This is a genomic window from Rhodobacteraceae bacterium M385 (assembly GCA_025141835.1).
Lineage (GTDB): Bacteria > Pseudomonadota > Alphaproteobacteria > Rhodobacterales > Rhodobacteraceae > Gymnodinialimonas.
On sequence record CP081102.1, the window covers coordinates 834001 to 834963 of the forward strand.

Below are 963 nucleotides of genomic sequence, written 5' to 3' on the forward strand. Positions count from 1 at the left end.
ACGTAAGAGTATTTTAGGAACCAAATGACCAAGCAATTGATGATCTACGACAACGTCGTTCCAGTGAACCGTGAAACACACCGCGACATGTCGATCCGGCAAATCACCTCCTTTGCATTCGCGAAAGAGGTGAACTCCGTTCCCATCGTGGACGTTGAATTCTCGCGGATCTGCTCAGAAGCACCGATCGTTTTCGCCAAGACCGAAACGGGTTTGGTCAGCCTTGCGCTGTTGGGCACGCAGCAGGACCGCAACGGTTTTGTGGATGAGGACAACGGCTGGACCGGTGCCTATGTGCCTGCGTTCTTCCGCCGATATCCTTTCGTCTTCGCGGTGCAAGACGGCAGTGACCAGATGACCCTGTGCATTGATGAAGGCTTTGAGGGCCTCAACAATGAGGGCAAGGGCGAGCGGATGTTCGACACTGAGGGTCAGGAAACATCCTACCTGCGCACCGTTCTGCGGTTTGCCGAAGAATACCAATCCACCTTCAACCGCACCCAAGCATTCTGCGATCGCCTGGAAGCCGCCGATTTGCTGGAGGAGGCGCGGGTGGACTTCACGCTATCCGATGGCACCCGCGGCGGTGTCACGGGCTTCCTGCGCGTCTCGGCCGAGAAATTCCGGGCAATCAGCGACGAGCAAATCGTTTCGATGTTCCGCACCGGCGATCTGGAGATGATCCAGATGCACCTTCTGTCGATGCAGCAGGTTGAGGCGATTGTCACCAAATCCGCGTCACTGGTGGAGAGCATGGGCCTTCCCGGCGATGCGGCAGAACCAGCGGGCGTCCACTAGGGCGCTCATACCACCGGCGCAACGGGCAATTAGGGCCTGTTGCGCTGCAAAGATGATTAGAATGGCCGGTCCACGGCTGCATTTAGATACGATTAATTGGCTCGATTTGAGCCTAAGTTTGTTTTCACCGTCGCGGTTTTACGCGGCCCTGTTTTGGGCGATACA

General features: G+C 56.4%; 1 protein-coding gene. It reads left to right on the forward strand.

Annotation, left to right across the window (positions count from 1 at the left end; genetic code table 11):
- Positions 1–24 precede the first annotated feature (24 nt).
- Entirely contained in the window at positions 25–798 is a 774-nt protein-coding gene (locus tag K3728_04210; protein ID UWQ96448.1) for a SapC family protein, read from the forward strand.
- The last annotated feature ends 165 nt before the right edge of the window (positions 799–963 follow it).